General features: G+C 65.0%; 14 protein-coding genes. 6 read left to right on the forward strand and 8 right to left on the reverse strand.

Annotated features, from left to right (window positions below):
* Positions 1 to 10 precede the first annotated feature (10 nt).
* Positions 11 to 286: a hypothetical protein gene (locus J2R76_RS14750; RefSeq protein WP_057017646.1), complete on the forward strand. Its 276-nt coding sequence runs from the start codon at positions 11 to 13 to the stop codon at positions 284 to 286.
* A 174-nt stretch (positions 287 to 460) separates the two neighbouring features.
* On the opposite strand, the gene J2R76_RS14755 is transcribed toward J2R76_RS14750, so the two are convergent.
* The 6 genes from J2R76_RS14755 to J2R76_RS14780 form a co-directional block, all read right to left on the reverse strand.
* On the reverse strand, positions 461 to 1,165 hold the full coding sequence (locus tag J2R76_RS14755; protein ID WP_076827185.1) for an ABC transporter ATP-binding protein: 705 nt from the start codon (positions 1,163 to 1,165) through the stop codon (positions 461 to 463).
* The gene (locus J2R76_RS14760) at positions 1,149 to 1,880 is read right to left on the reverse strand and encodes an ABC transporter ATP-binding protein (RefSeq protein WP_016842862.1); all 732 of its coding nucleotides are present in this window, start codon (positions 1,878 to 1,880) and stop codon (positions 1,149 to 1,151) included. Before J2R76_RS14760 ends, J2R76_RS14755 begins: the two co-directional genes overlap by 17 nt.
* Complete coding sequence (locus J2R76_RS14765) at positions 1,877 to 2,854, reverse strand: branched-chain amino acid ABC transporter permease (RefSeq protein WP_076827183.1); 978 nt, start codon at positions 2,852 to 2,854, stop codon at positions 1,877 to 1,879. The genes J2R76_RS14760 and J2R76_RS14765 overlap by 4 nt, the downstream gene beginning before the upstream one ends.
* Positions 2,854 to 3,732, reverse strand: coding sequence for a branched-chain amino acid ABC transporter permease (locus J2R76_RS14770; RefSeq protein WP_076827182.1), 879 nt, complete (start codon positions 3,730 to 3,732; stop codon positions 2,854 to 2,856). Before J2R76_RS14770 ends, J2R76_RS14765 begins: the two co-directional genes overlap by 1 nt.
* Before the next feature lie 290 nt (positions 3,733 to 4,022).
* A complete protein-coding gene (locus tag J2R76_RS14775; RefSeq protein ID WP_076827180.1) occupies positions 4,023 to 5,270 on the reverse strand; it encodes an ABC transporter substrate-binding protein in 1,248 nt (415 codons plus the stop codon).
* A gap of 87 nt (positions 5,271 to 5,357) precedes the next feature.
* Positions 5,358 to 6,176, reverse strand: a complete 819-nt coding sequence (locus tag J2R76_RS14780) for a putative hydro-lyase (protein WP_076827179.1) — start codon at positions 6,174 to 6,176, stop codon at positions 5,358 to 5,360.
* A 120-nt stretch (positions 6,177 to 6,296) separates the two neighbouring features.
* Here J2R76_RS14780 and J2R76_RS14785 point away from each other — a divergent pair, with 120 nt between their 5' ends.
* The 3 genes from J2R76_RS14785 to J2R76_RS14795 all read left to right on the forward strand — a co-directional run bounded on the left by J2R76_RS14785 (position 6,297) and on the right by J2R76_RS14795 (position 9,533).
* The gene (locus J2R76_RS14785; RefSeq protein WP_057017643.1) at positions 6,297 to 7,214 is read left to right on the forward strand and encodes a LysR family transcriptional regulator; all 918 of its coding nucleotides are present in this window, start codon (positions 6,297 to 6,299) and stop codon (positions 7,212 to 7,214) included.
* A gap of 124 nt (positions 7,215 to 7,338) precedes the next feature.
* Complete coding sequence (locus J2R76_RS14790) at positions 7,339 to 8,589, forward strand: Zn-dependent hydrolase (protein ID WP_057017665.1); 1,251 nt, start codon at positions 7,339 to 7,341, stop codon at positions 8,587 to 8,589.
* A gap of 32 nt (positions 8,590 to 8,621) precedes the next feature.
* Positions 8,622 to 9,533, forward strand: a complete 912-nt coding sequence (locus J2R76_RS14795) for an NAD(P)-dependent oxidoreductase (RefSeq protein WP_076827234.1) — start codon at positions 8,622 to 8,624, stop codon at positions 9,531 to 9,533.
* 390 nt (positions 9,534 to 9,923) lie between these two features.
* On the opposite strand, the gene J2R76_RS14800 is transcribed toward J2R76_RS14795, so the two are convergent.
* Complete coding sequence (locus J2R76_RS14800; RefSeq protein WP_057017663.1) at positions 9,924 to 11,003, reverse strand: tartrate dehydrogenase; 1,080 nt, start codon at positions 11,001 to 11,003, stop codon at positions 9,924 to 9,926.
* A 168-nt stretch (positions 11,004 to 11,171) separates the two neighbouring features.
* Between J2R76_RS14800 and J2R76_RS14805 the strand changes: the two genes are divergently transcribed.
* The gene (locus J2R76_RS14805; protein WP_057017642.1) at positions 11,172 to 11,948 is read left to right on the forward strand and encodes an SDR family oxidoreductase; all 777 of its coding nucleotides are present in this window, start codon (positions 11,172 to 11,174) and stop codon (positions 11,946 to 11,948) included.
* Between the two features lie 116 nt (positions 11,949 to 12,064).
* On the opposite strand, the gene J2R76_RS14810 is transcribed toward J2R76_RS14805, so the two are convergent.
* The gene (locus J2R76_RS14810) at positions 12,065 to 12,919 is read right to left on the reverse strand and encodes an alpha/beta hydrolase (RefSeq protein ID WP_076827177.1); all 855 of its coding nucleotides are present in this window, start codon (positions 12,917 to 12,919) and stop codon (positions 12,065 to 12,067) included.
* A gap of 88 nt (positions 12,920 to 13,007) precedes the next feature.
* On the opposite strand from J2R76_RS14810, the gene J2R76_RS14815 reads away from it, so the two are divergent.
* Positions 13,008 to 14,432, forward strand: a complete 1,425-nt coding sequence (locus J2R76_RS14815; protein WP_076827175.1) for an amidase — start codon at positions 13,008 to 13,010, stop codon at positions 14,430 to 14,432.
* Positions 14,433 to 14,536 lie beyond the last annotated feature (104 nt).

Raw genomic sequence — 14,536 nt, forward strand, 5'->3', positions numbered from 1 at the left:
GAAGACAGTCATGATGAGGTTCACAGGCTTGGCGTTAGCGATTCCGTTCGCCGTCGGCCTTGCGGCGTCGGACGGACGGACCGAAGAGACCTTGCAAGGCATGCTGGCAACCCAGCTGCGCGCGCAAGGCTATGCCTGCGACAAGCCGCTCAAGGCCGAGCGGGACGACAAGCTCTCGAAGCCCGACAACGAGGCCTGGACGCTGACCTGCAGCAACGCGACCTATCGCGTCAGCCGCGTGCCGGACCTCGCCGCCAAGGTCGAGAAGATCGACGAGAGCAAGTAGGCTGCGTGGGCTGGATCAGTAGCCCGCATGAGCGCAGCGATATGCGGGACGCCCCGGATGTCGCTGCGCTCATCCGGGCTACGGGCTGGATTGCGCGCACCGCATGCACTGGCGTCATCCCCGCGCAAAGGCAAAGCCTTTGTCGCTGGAGGTACGAGCGTGGAGATTCCGTCGCTACAGCCCCAGATACGCCTTGCGCACGTCGGGATTGCCGCTGATCTCGGCGGCGGTGCCCTGCATCAGCACGCGGCCGGTCTGCAGGATGTAGGCGCGGTCGGCGATCTCGAGGCATTCGGCCATGCGCTGCTCGACGATCAGGACCGTCATGCCGGCGTCGCGGATGCGCTTCACGGCCTGGAAGATCTCGTCGACCAGTTTCGGCATGATGCCCTGCGACGGTTCGTCGAGCATCAGAAGCCGCGGCCGCGTCATCAGCGCACGGCCAATCGCGAGCATCTGCTGCTCGCCGCCGGACAGCGTCTCGGCGCGCTGGTCGAGCCGTTCGCCGAGTCGCGGAAACAGCTTGAACACCAGATCGAGCGGCGCGTCGCGGTCGGACTGGCTGCGATAGAGATAGCTGCCGAGGCGCAGATTGTCGCGCACCGAGAGCCGCGGAAACAGCCGGCGGTTCTCCGGCACGTAAGCAATGCCGCTTGACGTGATGACGTGCTGCGGCTGGCCGTCGACGCGCTTGCCGTCGAAGGTGACGGTGCCAGCGCGCGGCCGCTCGGCGCCGGCGATCGATTTCAACAGCGTCGACTTGCCCGCTCCGTTGGCGCCGGCGACGCAGACGATCTCGCCCTTGGTGACGTCGATCGACACCGAGGAGATCGCGACTAGGCCCTGATAGGCGGTGGTGACTTCACGCACCGACAGCATGACGATCCCCGAGATAGGCAGAAATGACTTCCGGATTGCGGACGACCTCAGTCGGCTTGCCCTCGACCAGCACCTTGCCGAGATTCAGCACGATGGCGCGATCGACCAGCGGCATCACGATCTCCATCACATGCTCGACCATCAGCACGGTGATGCCGGCGGCGCGGACCTTGCGCACCAGCTCGACGCCGGTCTGTGCCTCGACCGGCGTCAGTCCGGTGAGGACTTCGTCGAGCAGCAGCAGCTTCGGCTCGGTGGCGAGCGCGCGGGCCACCTCGAGCCGGCGCTTCTCCGACGGCACGAGGTCGGCGGCGAGCTTGTCGGCGCGCGCCGCAAGGCCGCAGAACTCCAGCACCTCGTAGGCCTTCTGCCGCGCGATGCGCATCTTGGTGTTGCGGATCAGCGCGCCGACGATGACGTTGTCGATCACGGTCATGGTCTCAAAACTCTTGACGACCTGGAAGGTACGCCCGACGCCGCGCTGGCAGCGTTCCGCCGCCGGCAGCTTGGTCACGTCCTCGCCGTCGAAGATGATCGAGCCCTGGGTCGGCGGCAGCACGCCCGCGATCAGGTTGAACAGCGTCGACTTGCCGGCGCCGTTGGGGCCGATCAGGCCGACGATCTCGCCGCGCCCGACCGAGATCGAGACATCGCTGTTGGCGACGAGGCCGCCGAAGCGCTGCCATACTCCGCGCGTTTCCAGCAGCGCCGTCATCGTGCAGCTCCCTTGCGCAGGGAGAACACGCTGACCAGTCCGCGCGGCAGCGCCAGCGAGATCACGACGATCAGCGTGCCGTAGACGATGAGGTCGACGCCGCGCCCGGAGCCGCCGATGAACGAGCGCGTCAGCTCGGTGAGCGGGATCAGGATGACCGCGCCCAGCACCGGGCCCCACAAGGTGCCGATGCCGCCAAGCACCGCAGGCAGCGCCATCAGCAGCGAGAACTGGAAGCCCATCACGCTCTCAGGATCGATGTAGGAGACGAACTGGGCGTAGAAGCTGCCGCCGACCGCAACGAGGAAGGCCGAAACCGCCGCCGCGCCCATCTTGGAGTTGAACACGACCACGCCGAGGCTTTCGGCCGCATCGGGATTGTCCTTCACCGCGCGCCACCAATAGCCCCATTTGGAATCCTCCAGCCACCAGGTGACGAACCAGGCGATGCAGGCCAGCGCCAGCGCGAAATAGAAGTAAGGCAGCTTCGAGCGGGTGAACTGGAATTTCAGCCAGCTGTCGCCGCGCACCGGGATGTCGATGCCGAGCGCGGCGCCGGCCCAATCCCAGTTCTGGATCAACAGCAGCGCGATCTCGGCGATCACGATGGTCGCGATCACGAAATAATGCCCGCGCAGGCGGAAGCAGGGATAGCCGAGCGCCAACGCGATCAATGCGGAGATCGCCCCGCCCGCCAGCATGCCGAACCACGGCAGCACGCCGAACTTGGTGAACAAGAGCGCGGTGGTATAGGCGCCGAGCCCGAAATACAGCGCATGGCCGAGCGAGATCTGGCCGCAATAGCCGGACAGGATGTTCCAGCTCTGCGACAGCGCCGCATACATCAGCGTCAGCACCATGATGTTCTGGACGTAGACGTCCTTGACGAACAGCGGCACCAGCGCGGCGATCACCGCGAGGCAGGCCGCCACGATCAGGTCACGCCTGCGGCGTTGGGCGAACTGGGTGTCCATCACATCGATCCGAACAGGCCACGCGGGCGGATGAAGACGACCAGCAGGTAAACGGCATAGATGCCGACCGATTTCAGCGACGGCGGCAGGATCAGCGCGGTGGTTGCTTCCACCAGGCCGACGATGATGCCGCCGGCAAAGGCGCCGAACACGCTGCCGAAGCCGCCGAGCGCCACGGTGACGTAGGCGATCAGGGCGAACGACGCGCCCACGTCGGGGTAGACGTAGAAGAAGATCGCCATGATGGCGCCGGCGAGGCCGACCAGCGCCGCACCAAGGCCCCAGCCGAGCGCGAACACGCGGTTCTTGTCAATGCCGACCAGCGCCACCGCGCCGGCGTCTTCGCGCGTCGCCTCGAGCGCGCGGCCGAAATCGGTGCGATTGATGAAGAAGTAGAGCGCGACGAAGGCCGCGATCGACAGCATCGCGCCGATCAGCTGCGGCTCCGGCAGATAGATGCCGGCGATCGACACCGTCTTGCCGCCGACCCAGGAGTTGGTGACGCTGCGGTAGTCGGGCGTGAAGAAGAACTGGGCGAGGCCCCGCATCACGATCGCGAGGCCGAAGGTCGAGAAGATCTGCACCATGCCAGCATTGGCCTTGGCGCGCATCGCGAAGCGGACGATCAACAAATAGACCACCGCACCGAACACGAACAGCGCCGCGGCGACCAGCGGCGCCGCGAGCAAGGGATCGATCGCGAAGAACGCGAACAGGAAGAAGGTCGCGTACATCGCGATCATCAGGAACTCGCCGTGCGCGAAATTCACGACGTCCATCAATCCGAAGATCAATGCGAGGCCTGCGGCGATCAGTCCGTAGAGCAGCCCCATCAACAGGCCGCTCGCCAAACTCTGGATAATGGTCTCGGCTGTCACGGTCGACGCTCCATGTTCCGACCATTGTCTTTAGCCCCCGTCATTGCGAGGAGCGAAGCGACGAAGCAATCCATGCTTCCTTTTCGCGGAGACGTGGATTGCTTCGCTTCGCTCGCAATGACGGAACATGCGAGACTCTGAATGATGTCTTCGGCTGTCACCGCCGTCTGCCCCCTCAATAGCGTTTTCGAGCGAAGTGGATACCGGTTCGCGCTAGGAAAACGCGTCGCAACAAGAATCCAGAGCTCCGCTCCGATACGATCGGAACGGACGCTCTGGCGCCCGACCGATCAGCTGTTCATCGGCCAGATCGCCTCGGAGACGGCGGCCTGTTCCGGGAAGATCGTCACGAAGTTCTTCGCGGAGTACTGCAACAGCACCGGATCGGCGAAGTTGTTCTGCCCCATCTCGTCGAACTTGACGCGCCGCCACGGCATGATGGTCTGATCGCCCGGCATGTCGGTGGCGACCAGCGCCTCGCGGATCTTGTCGCCGTCGGTCGACTTGGCGCGGTTGATGGCGTCCGCCATCACGATCAGGCCCATGAACTGGCGCGACGAATAGTCGTTGAAGTCCTTGCCCGACTTGGCGCGGTACATCTCGTTGATGAGACCGACCATCGGCCGCTTCTGCGCCAGGTCGAGCGAGAAGCTGCCGCGCGAGATCACGCCCTCGAGCTTGTCGCCGACCGCGTCGTAGGTCGCCTTCTCGGAGAAGCCGGCGTCCTGCGCCATGATGTTCTTCGGCTTGTAGCCGAGCTCGGCCATGGTCTTCACCAGGAGGATCGCGTCGGTGGTGTAGCTCGACGGCATCAGCACGTCGGCATTCGCCGCCTTGAGCTGCTGCACCTCCGCGGTCAGCGACGGCGAGTTGGCGCGGTACTTGATGTCGGCCACGATCTTGTAGCCGCGCTCGCCGGCGAGCTTGGTCTGCGCGTTCGCCGAATCGGTGCCGAAGATGGTGTCTTCGTGGAACAGCGCCAGCGTCTCGATCTTCTGGCCCTTCTTCTTCATCGCATCGAAGAAGTCGAACATCGCGGTCGAGAACATCTCGTCATGCGGCGAGGCGCGGAAATAGTATTTCAGGCCGCGGCGATGCAGGCTCGGCGAGGAATTGTCCGCCGAGAGGAACGGAACGCCGTAGCGCTCGCAGATCTGGCTGACGGTGACGGCGACCGCGCTCTGATAGGTGCCGATCACGGCGCAGACCTTCTCCTGCGTGATCAGGCGCTCGGCTTCGGCGCGGCCCTTTTGCGGATCGGCCTGGTGGTCGGCGAACACGAGCTTGACCTTGGCGCCGCCGAGGCCGGACAGGCCCTCGCCCTTGGCGAGCGGCAATGCGAAGTCATAGTTCTTGTTGATGATGTCTGCCGCGGTCTCGAACGCGCGCTGCGCATCGACGCCGATCTGGGCGCTGGCGCCCGAGAGCGGATAGATCACGCCGATTGCCACTTCACTGGTCTGCGCGCGCGCGGCCATCGGACCGAGCGCAGCAGCGGCAGTGGCACCCAGCAACACGTTACGGCGAGAGATCGTCATCGAAATTTCCCCTTGGTCAGCTTGTTATTATCGATGTGACGCTTGTAGCGCGCAGTAAAGCCTCAATGAATTGCACGAATTGCCTATTCAGAGCACAGCGAGCTGCTTGTTCCTGAGATCGGTCACCAGCATCAGGCCCGGCGAATGCGTGATCGCGAACGGCAGCTTCGCACTTGCGATCACCGATTGCGGCGTGACGCCACAGGCCCAGAACACCGGGATCTCGTCATCGGCGACCGGTACCGCATCGCCGTAATCGGGCTTGGCGATATCCTTGATGCCGATCGCATGCGGATGGCCGAGATGGACCGGCGCGCCATGCACCGACGGGAAGCGCGAGGTGATCTGCACCGCGCGGATCGCATCCGCCGGCTTGAACGGGCGCATCGACACCACCATGGGTCCCGCGAACGGTCCCGACGGGCTGCAGGCGATATTGGTGCGGTACATTGGCACACGCAGATTGCGTTCAATGTGACGGATCGGCAGGCCCTCATCCTGCAGCGCCTCCTCGAAAGAGTAGGAGCAGCCGAGCACGAAGGTGACGAGATCGTCGCGCCAGTATTTGGTGATGTCGGTCGGCTCGTCCGCCACCTCGCCGTCGCGCCAGACCCGGTAGCGCGGCACGTCGGTGCGGATGTCGAGGTCGAGACCAAGGGCCGGAATGCGGGGATCGCCGACGTCAGACATGCCGATGATCGGGCACGGCTTCGGATTGAGCTGGCAGAAGCGGTGGAAGGCGCCGGCGAGCTTTTCCGGCAGGATCGCGAGATTGCCCTGGACGAAACCGTTGGCGAGGCCGGCTGTGGTGGCCGAGGCCACGCCGTCACGGCAGGCGCGGCGCGCTTCGACGCTCGCCAGCACTGGCTCCCCCTGAGATCGCTGCACTGCCGCAAAAACAGTCATGGGATTCTCCTGCCCATAATCTCGACAAGGACAAACCAACACCAAGCGTGATATAATGTCTAATCGTCCTTTCTAATCAAAATCGATAAAGCAGATTTATCGATCGGGAAAATGCTTCCAATGACGGACTTCCGCTCGATCGAGACATTTCTCTGGGTCGTCAAGCTCGGCAGCTTCCGCGGCGCCGCCCAGCGGCTCAACACCACCCAGCCGGCGATCTCCCAGCGCATTGCCCAGCTCGAGCGCGAAATGGGCGTCAAGCTGCTCAACCGCGACCACCGGGTGGCCTCGCCCACCCCGAGCGGGCGGCTGATGATGATCTATGCCGAGAAGCTGATCGGCCTGCGTTCGGAGATGATGGCCGAGGTCGGCGACCGTTCGGCGATGCGCGGCGCGCTGCGGCTCGGTGTCGCGGAGACTATCGTGCACACCTGGCTGCCGCGCCTCGTCAAAAGCGTCAACGAGGTCTACCCGAACCTGTCGCTGGAGATCGAGGTCGACATCACGCCCAATCTGACGCAGCGGCTGCTGGCGCAGGAGATCGAGCTCGCCTTCGTGCTTGGACCGGTCTCGGCGTCCGGCGCGCACAACCACGTGCTGTGCGATTACCCGATCGGTTTCCTGGCGAGCCCGGCGCTCGGCCTCGGCGACGGCCCGGTGGCGCGGCAGGACCTGGCGCGGTTTCCGATCATCACCTTTCCGCGCAAGACCCAGCCCTACGAGACCGTACGCGCGCTGTTCAACGCCCCCGATCTGCCGCCGATCCGGCTGCACGCCTCGACCTCGCTCGCGACCGTGATCCACATGGCCAATGAAGGGCTTGGCATCGCGGTGATCCCCGCGGCGATCGTCGAGAACGAGCTTGCCGACGGGCGCTTGCTGCTGCTCGACACCGACCTCAAGCTGCCGCCCCTCACCTTCACCGCGAGCTGGCTCGCCTCGCCCGATGCGGTCGCCATCGAGCGCGTCGCCAATCTCGCCAGGCAGATCGCGCAGACGAGCGTGGCGGTTGACGGCGCGAGAGTGGCGCGTCATTGAACGATTGCCGGATAATCGAACGTCATTCCGGGATGGTCCGAAGGACCAGACCCGGAATCTCGAGATTCCGGGTTCGATGCTGACGCATCGCCCGGAATGACGAAAATAAAAATGGACTGACGACATGAGCCGAGCCGCCACCAACCTGCAGATCGATTCCGCCCGCCTCTGGGGCACCATCCACGAAACCGCGCAGTTCGGTGCAACGCCCAAGGGCGGTGTGCGACGGCTGACCTTGAGCGCCGAAGACAAGCAGGTGCGCGACTGGTTCCGCAAGGCATGCGCGGACGCCGGCCTCGAGGTGCAGGTCGACGCACTCGGCTCGATGTTCGGGTTGAGGAAAGGACGGGACATGTCGAAGCCGCCGATCGGCGTCGGCTCACATCTCGACACCCAGCCGACCGGCGGCAAATATGACGGCGTGCTCGGCACGCTGGCGGCGCTCGAAATGGTGCGCACGCTGAACGATGCCGGGATCGAGACCGAGCTGCCGATCTGCATCTGCAACTGGACCAATGAGGAAGGCTCGCGCTTTGCGCCGGCGATGATGGCCTCGGCCGCCTATGTCGGCGATTTCACCACCGACGACATCCTGTCGCGCAAGGACGCCGAGGGCGTCACGGTGGCGCAGGCGCTGGACACGATCGGTTATCGCGGCGACGCCCCGGTCGGCCGCCAGAAGTTCACCAGCTTCGTCGAGCTGCATATCGAGCAGGGTCCGATCCTGGAGGCCGAGAACAAGACCATCGGCGTGGTCGATTCCGGCCAGGGCGTGTTGTGGTACGACGGCAAGATCACCGGCTTCGAGAGCCACGCCGGCTCGACCCCGATGCCGCTGCGCCGCGATGCGCTGGCGACGCTGTCCGAGATCGTTCTGGCGATGGAGAGCATCGCGAAGAAGCACGGCCCGAAGGCGGTCGGCACCATCGGCGAGGCCGTGATCGCCGCGCCCTCGCGCAACGTCATCCCCGGCGAGATCACCTTCACGGTGGATTGCCGCAGCGCCGACGCTGGGATCATGGATGCGCTGGATCGCGACCTGCGTGCCGCTGTGAGCGAGATCGCAGCAAAGCGCAAGGTCGAGGTGCAGCTTGATCTCGTCTGGCGCAAGGCGCCGACGCACTTCGATCCGAAGCTGGTCGACGCGGTCGAGAACGCCGCCAAGCAGCTTGGCTATTCGCACCGCCGCATCACCTCGGGCGCCGGCCACGACGCCTGCAACCTCAACACGGTGATGCCGGCAGCAATGGTGTTCGTGCCCTGCAAGGACGGCATCAGCCATAATGAGCTGGAAGATGCCAAGCAGACAGATTGCGCCGCCGGCGCCAACGTCCTGATGCATACGGTGCTGGCGCTCGCCGGCGTCGCGTCCTGATCATCATTTCTCCTCATCGGATGGAGGCTTTCGTGCGCGCAGTGTTTGTCGACGCCAATGAATCGCTTGCTGTCATCACGGAACGACTGGAAAAGCCCGGCGATCCCAGGATGCGGATCAACCGCAACCCGGACATCAAGTCCGAGGACTATCCGGCGGTGCTCGACGGCGCCGAGATTGCGGTGGTCGACCACACCGCGCTGCCGACCGATGTTGCGAAGAAGTGCGCCGGCCTGAAGCACGTCGTGTTCCTCGGCACCGGCGCGCGCAGCTACATGAACCCGGAAGAGCTTGCCGAGCTCGGTATCTCCGTGCACCTGATCAAGGGCTATGGCGACACCGCGGTCGCGGAGTCAGCGATCGCGCTGATGTGGTCGTCGGCGCGCGTGATCGCGCAGATGGACCGCGAGATGCGCGCCGGCAACTGGCTGCGAGAGGACGGCATGCAGCTCACCGGCAAGACACTCGGCCTGGTCGGCTTCGGCGGCATCGCCGCCGAGGTCGCCCGCATCGCACTCGGCAGCGGCATGAAGGTGATCGCCTGGAACCGGTCGGCCAAGAGCCATCCGGGTGTCGAATTCGTCGATCTCGACACCGTGCTGGCGAGCAGCGACGTGGTTTCGATCCACCTGCTGCTGAATGACGAGACCCGCGGCCTGATCACGCGCGACAAGATCGCGAAGATGAAAAAGGGTGTGGTGCTGATCAACACCGCGCGCGGCGCGATCGTCGACGAGCTGGCGATGATCGATGCGCTCAATTCGGGCCACATCCGCCACGCCGGCCTCGACGTCTACAACATCGAGCCGCTGCCGAAGGATCACCCGCTGACCAGGATCCCGAACGTGACGCTGTCGGCGCACTCCGCCTTCCGCACGCCCGAGGCGAGCGAGAATTTGATCCACGCGGCGTGGGAGCACTGCCGAAGGATCGTGAAGGGGTAATTTCACCGTCGTCCCGGCCAAGCCAACGGGTCGGCGCAAAGCGCCGCCCGATGACAAGCTCCGCGCGAGCCGGGACCCATAACCATCACTGCCCATTGTCACGAAGGCTGGGGGCACAGCGAGCCCCAACAACGAGACCCTGTGGTTATGGGTCCCTGCTTTCGCATGGACGACAGTGGCCGTAGGGTGGCTAACCCGCCCTACGCAGATTGCGAAGCAATCAATAACGACGTCGTCCTGGACAAGCGAGCGTAGCGAGCGCGATCCAAGACCCATTACCACCGGCCTGCGTCATCGCGCAGGGCGGTGGTCAGACCCAGCAACACAACAAGCACTCGGGGTAATGGGTCCTGGCTTTCGCCAGGACGACCCCGTTCTTGACGGCGCAGCCTAATCCACCATCTCCGCGACGGCCTTGCCGCATGCCGTGGTGTCGGCATTGCCGCCGAGATCGCGCGTGCGCAGCGTGCGTTCGCCGAGCGTGCGCTCGATCGCGCCGACGATCGCAGCCGCCGCCTGCTTCTCGCCGAGATGCTCCAGCATCATCGCGCCCGACCAGATCATGCCGATCGGGTTGGCAATGCCCTGCCCGGCGATGTCAGGCGCCGAGCCATGGACCGGCTCGAACACCGAGGGGAAGTCGCCTTCCGGATTGATGTTGCCCGACGGCGCGATGCCGATCGTGCCGGTGCAGGCCGGGCCGAGATCGGAAAGGATGTCCCCGAACAGGTTGGAGCCGACCACGACGTCGAACCAGTCCGGATGCAGCACGAAGTTCGCGGTCAGGATGTCGATGTGGTATTTGTCCCACTTCACGCCGGGATATTTCTTGGCCATCGCCTCCACGCGCTCGTCCCAATAGGGCATGGTGATGGAGATGCCGTTCGACTTGGTCGCCGAGGTCAGATGCTTCTTCGGCCGCGACTGCGCCAGATCGAACGCAAATTTCAGGATGCGGTCGACGCCGGTGCGGGTCATCACGGTTTGCTGGGTGACGAATTCGCGGTCGGTGTCCGGGAACATGCGGCCGCCGACGGACGAGTATTCGCCCTCGGTGTTCTCGCGCACCACCCAGAAATCGATGTCGCCGGGCTTGCGGTTCGCCAGCGGCGACGGCACGCCGGGCATCAGCCGCACCGGGCGCAAATTGACGTACTGGTCGAACTCGCGGCGGAATTTTATGAGCGATCCCCACAACGAGATATGGTCGGGTATTTTCGCCGGCCAGCCGACCGCGCCGAAATAGATCGCATCATGCTTGCCGATCTGGTTCTTCCAGTCGGCCGGCATCATCTCGCCGTGCTTCTCGTAATAGTCGTAGGAAGCGAAGTCGAAATGGTCGAACTTCACGTCGACGCCGTGCTTCTTGGCCGCCGCCTCGATGACGCGCAGGCCCTCCGGCATCACTTCCTTGCCGATGCCGTCGCCGGGAATGACCGCAATCCGATACTGCTTCTTTGCGCTGCTCATCGAGAACACCCTTGTGATTTGCCCGGCCGGCAATGCCGCCTATTCTCATGGTCCTGCAATGGACCAAACTTTGCGCGAGCGCAACGCTGCAGTGCAGTGTTGACCGCGGCGCGACCCTGCCCCACCAAATTCGCCGACACCCACTCCTCATACCAAGCGAGACATCCCATGGATCTGCATCTGCGCGGCAAGCGTGTCCTGATCACCGGCGCCTCCAAGGGCATTGGCGCGGCCGCCGCCGAAGCCTTTGCCGAGGAAGGCGCCAACCTCCTGCTCGCCGCCCGCAACGGCGACCAGCTCAAGGCGCTCGCCGAGCGGCTGCGCTCCGCGCACCAGATATCTGCCGCGACCAGCGTGGTGGATCTGCGCAAGTCCGAGGATCTCGCGCGCCTCGCCGGGGAGGCCGCCGACATCGATATCCTTGTCAACAATGCTGGCGATATCCCCGGCGGCTCGATCGACAAGATCGACGAGGCGACCTGGCGGCATGCGTGGGAGCTCAAGGTGTTCGGTTACGTCAATCTGACGCGCGCGATCTACGCCCAGATGAAGGCGCGCGGCGGAGGCGTGATCGTCAATGACATCGGCGCGGCCGGCGAGAAGTTCGACGCCAATTACATCTGCGGCAGCGCCGGCAATGCCGCGCTGATGGCGTTCACCCGCGCGCTCGGCGGCAAGAGCCTCGCCGACAATATCCGCGTCGTCGGCATCAATCCCGGCCCGGTCGGGACCGACCGCCACGTCACGCTGCTCAAGACCCGCGCCAAGAACCAGTTCGGCGACGAGAACCGCTACAAGGAATTCCAGAAGGGCCTGCCGCTCGGCCGGCCCGCACATGCACGCGAGATCGGCGACCTGATGGCGTTCCTCGCCTCCGACCGCGCGGGCTATACGTCGGGCGTGATCTACACGGTGGATGGCGGGCTGACGTCGGGATGGGGTTAGAAATCGCCCCTCCGCTTGTACCGCCGTCATCCTGAGGAGCCGCGCGTAGCGCGGCGTCTCGAAGGATGGGCCACGGGCTGCGCCATCCTTCGAGGCTCGCCGAAGAGGCTCGCACCTCAGGACGACGCCGTCCGCTCGAACAGCTGCCGGATCAGCGTCGTGATGCGGCCCTGCGGCGCCAGCATCTGGTTCATGATAGAGAAATGATCGGCGCCGGCGATCTCCTCATAGGTCACCGGCAAGCCGTAGCGGGCGCGATGGCCGGCGAAATCGGCGGTCTGCTTGCGCAGCAGCGGCAATTCGGCGCTGCCGACTACCAGCGACAGCGGCTTTGCCGTGCCGCCCTCCGCCATCATCGGCGAGTTGCGCCGCGACGCCGCTTCGTCGAGCCTCAGCTTTTCGTTGAGGTAGGAATGCCTGATCGGCTCGAGGTCGTAGATTCCCGAGATCGCCATGCCGGCCCGGACATGGCCGTTCGACAGCGCCATCGATGTCAGATGTCCGCCGGCCGACCAGCCCGACACCACGATGCCCTCGGCAGCGGCCCCGAGCGCGGGCAACTGCCCGGCCAGAAAGTCGATGCCGGCATGGATCTCGGCGACGATGTCGTCGAGCGTCGCATCCGGCGCCAGCGTATAGCCGATCAGCGCGACATTGATGCCGTGGACCATCGGCCCCTCGGCGAAGGTCGTGAACACTTCCTTGGCACGGGTCTGCCAATAGCCGCCGTGGATGAACAGCAGCGTCGGCGCGCCGTCGCGAACTTTCACGAAGTCGATCCGGTTGCGCTCGCGCGAGCCGTATCTGAGGTCGAGACGGCCGGCGTGCTTTTGCCGCAGTGCCGCCGAGCGTTGCTCCCAGCCGGCGGCGATCTCGGCGCTGCCCTTGACGGCAACGCCGTTGTTCAAGCCGAGGTCACGCTCCTGCTGGCTCATCGCGCGCCAGTCCAGCGCGGAAAACAACGCTGCCATCCCTGTCCCTTCGGTTCTCGTCGCATTGCCACGACGGCAGGAAATGTTCTACAGCACAAGCAAACAGAAGGCATAGGAGCAACGGCGCATGGCTGATCAGGGCTTGGTGAAGGAAACGGCGTGTGCCGTCGTCGAGAAGCTGAAGGCCGGTGACGTTACGCCGCTCGATCTGCTCGACGTGCTGGAGACGCGCATCGCCGAGGTGGACGGCAAGGTCAACGCGCTGCCGACGCTCTGCTTCGACCGCGCCCGCACCCACGCCAAGGCCCTGATGCAGAAACCGGCCAGTGAGCGCGGCCTGCTCGCAGGCCTTCCGGTTCCGATCAAGGACCTCACCGCCGTCTCCGGCGTGCTGACCACGCTGGGCTCTCCGATCTTCAAGGACAACGTCCCGGCGAAGTCGGACATCCTGGTCGAGCACCTCGAACAGAATGGCGGCGTGATCTACGCCAAGTCGAACACGCCGGAATTCGGCGCCGGCGCCAACACCTTCAATGAGGTGTTCGGCCCGACCCGCAATCCCTGGGACACATCGCGCTCGGCCGCTGGCTCCTCCGGCGGCGCCGCGGCGGCACTTGCGAGCGGCACCGCGTGGCTGGCGCACGGCTCCGACATGGGCGGCAGCCTGCGCAATCCGGCGAGCTTCTGCGGCATCGTCGGCCTCCGGCCGTCGATCGGCCGCGTCGCGCAGACGCCGAAATTCGGCGTCGACCGCACGCTCGGCCAGCAGGGACCGATGGCACGCAATGTCGAGGACCTCGCGCTGCTGCTCGACGCGATGAGCGGCGAGCATGCCGCCGATCCGCTGTCGCTGCCCGCACTGCCGACGTCGTTCCTGTCGGCGGCGCGGTCAGGCAGCAGGCCGAAGCGCATCGCCTATTCGCCCGATCTCGGCATCACGCCGGTCGATCCCGAGGTCAAGGCGGTGACCCGCAAGGCGGCGGAGCGGTTCGCGGCAGCCGGTGCGATCGTCGAGGAGGCGCATCCCGATTTCAGCGAAGCCCATGAATGCTTCCACGTGCTGCGCGCGTTCGATTTCGCAATCAGCAAGGCCGAACTGCTGCGCACCAAACGCGATCTGCTGAAGCCCGAGGTGATCTGGAACATCGAGGAAGGGTTGAAGCTCACGGTCGAGAAGCTCGAACGCGCCGAGGCGCAGCGCGTCGCGATGACGGCGCGTACGCTCGAATTCTTCGACAAGTACGACCTGCTGCTGGCGCCCGCGACCATCGTGGCGCCGTTTCCGGTCGAGAACCGCTATGTCGCGGAGTGCGACGGCAAGAAGTTCGACAACTACGTCGAATGGCTCGGCATCGTCTACGCGATCACGCTGGCCTGCTGCCCGGCGCTGTCGCTGCCCTGCGGCTTCACCGCCTCGGGCCTGCCGGTCGGCCTGCAGATGGTCGCAAAGCCGCGCGCCGAGGCGCAGCTTCTGGCCGGCGCGAAAGTGCTGGAGGACATTCTGGGCGTGCGCGGCACCACCCCGATCGATCCGCAGCCGCCGCGATCCTGACCCTTATGGTGGAGAGGCGGGCGATACCCTCCACTTCGTCATTGCGAGCGAAGCGAAGCAATCTGTCACCGAGCGCGCAGAACGATGGATTGCTTCGTCGTTTC

The organism is Bradyrhizobium sp. USDA 4532, from assembly GCF_024171315.1.
GTDB classification, from domain to species: domain Bacteria; phylum Pseudomonadota; class Alphaproteobacteria; order Rhizobiales; family Xanthobacteraceae; genus Bradyrhizobium; species Bradyrhizobium australafricanum.